We start from the raw sequence: 561 nt of genomic DNA, 5'->3' as shown, positions 1-561 counted from the left end.
GCGGTGGCGGTGGTGACCAAGCGGATTCGCCCGCTGCAGGTCAACAACCAGACCGTGCACCAGATCGGCATCCCGCTGCACTGGGGCTTCACCGGCGCAACGCGGCACGGCTACCTGACCAACACCCTGGTGCCGTTCCTCGGTGATGGCAACACGCAGACGCCGGAGTCCAAGTCGTTCCTCGTCAAAGTGGAGAAAATCTGATGGCCAGCCAAGACATCATCGCCCGCTCGGCCACCACCACCGTACCGCCCTCGGTACGCCAGCAGCAGGAAGTCGCCAAGCTGATCGACACCACCAAGTGCATCGGCTGCAAGGCCTGCCAGGTGGCGTGTTCGGAGTGGAACGAGCTGCGTGACGAGGTCGGCCACAACCACGGCACCTACGACAACCCCCAGGACCTCACCGCCGAGACCTGGACCTTGATGCGCTTCACCGAGCACGAGCGCGACGACGGCAACCTGGAGTGGCTGATCCGCAAGGATGGCTGCATGCACTGCGCCGACCCAGGTTGCCTGAAGGCCTGCCCGAGCCCGGGGGCGATCATCAAGCACGCCAACG

Annotated in this window: 2 protein-coding genes; both read left to right on the top strand. The window is 65.1% G+C overall.

Annotation, left to right across the window (positions count from 1 at the left end; all coding sequences use genetic code 11):
* On the top strand, window positions 1-204 hold a 204-nt coding region (locus B3E94_RS24475; RefSeq protein WP_286915555.1), incomplete at its 5' end, for a hypothetical protein.
* Window positions 204-561 (top strand): 4Fe-4S dicluster domain-containing protein (locus tag B3E94_RS24470; RefSeq protein WP_286915554.1); only part of this gene is annotated, 358 nt, incomplete at its 3' end. The genes B3E94_RS24475 and B3E94_RS24470, both read left to right, overlap by 1 nt.

The sequence above is a fragment of the Pseudomonas sp. UBA6315 genome, assembly GCF_002438125.1.
GTDB classification, from domain to species: Bacteria; Pseudomonadota; Gammaproteobacteria; order Pseudomonadales; family Pseudomonadaceae; genus Aquipseudomonas; species Aquipseudomonas faucium.
This window is presented reverse-complemented; position numbering and strand designations above follow the sequence as displayed.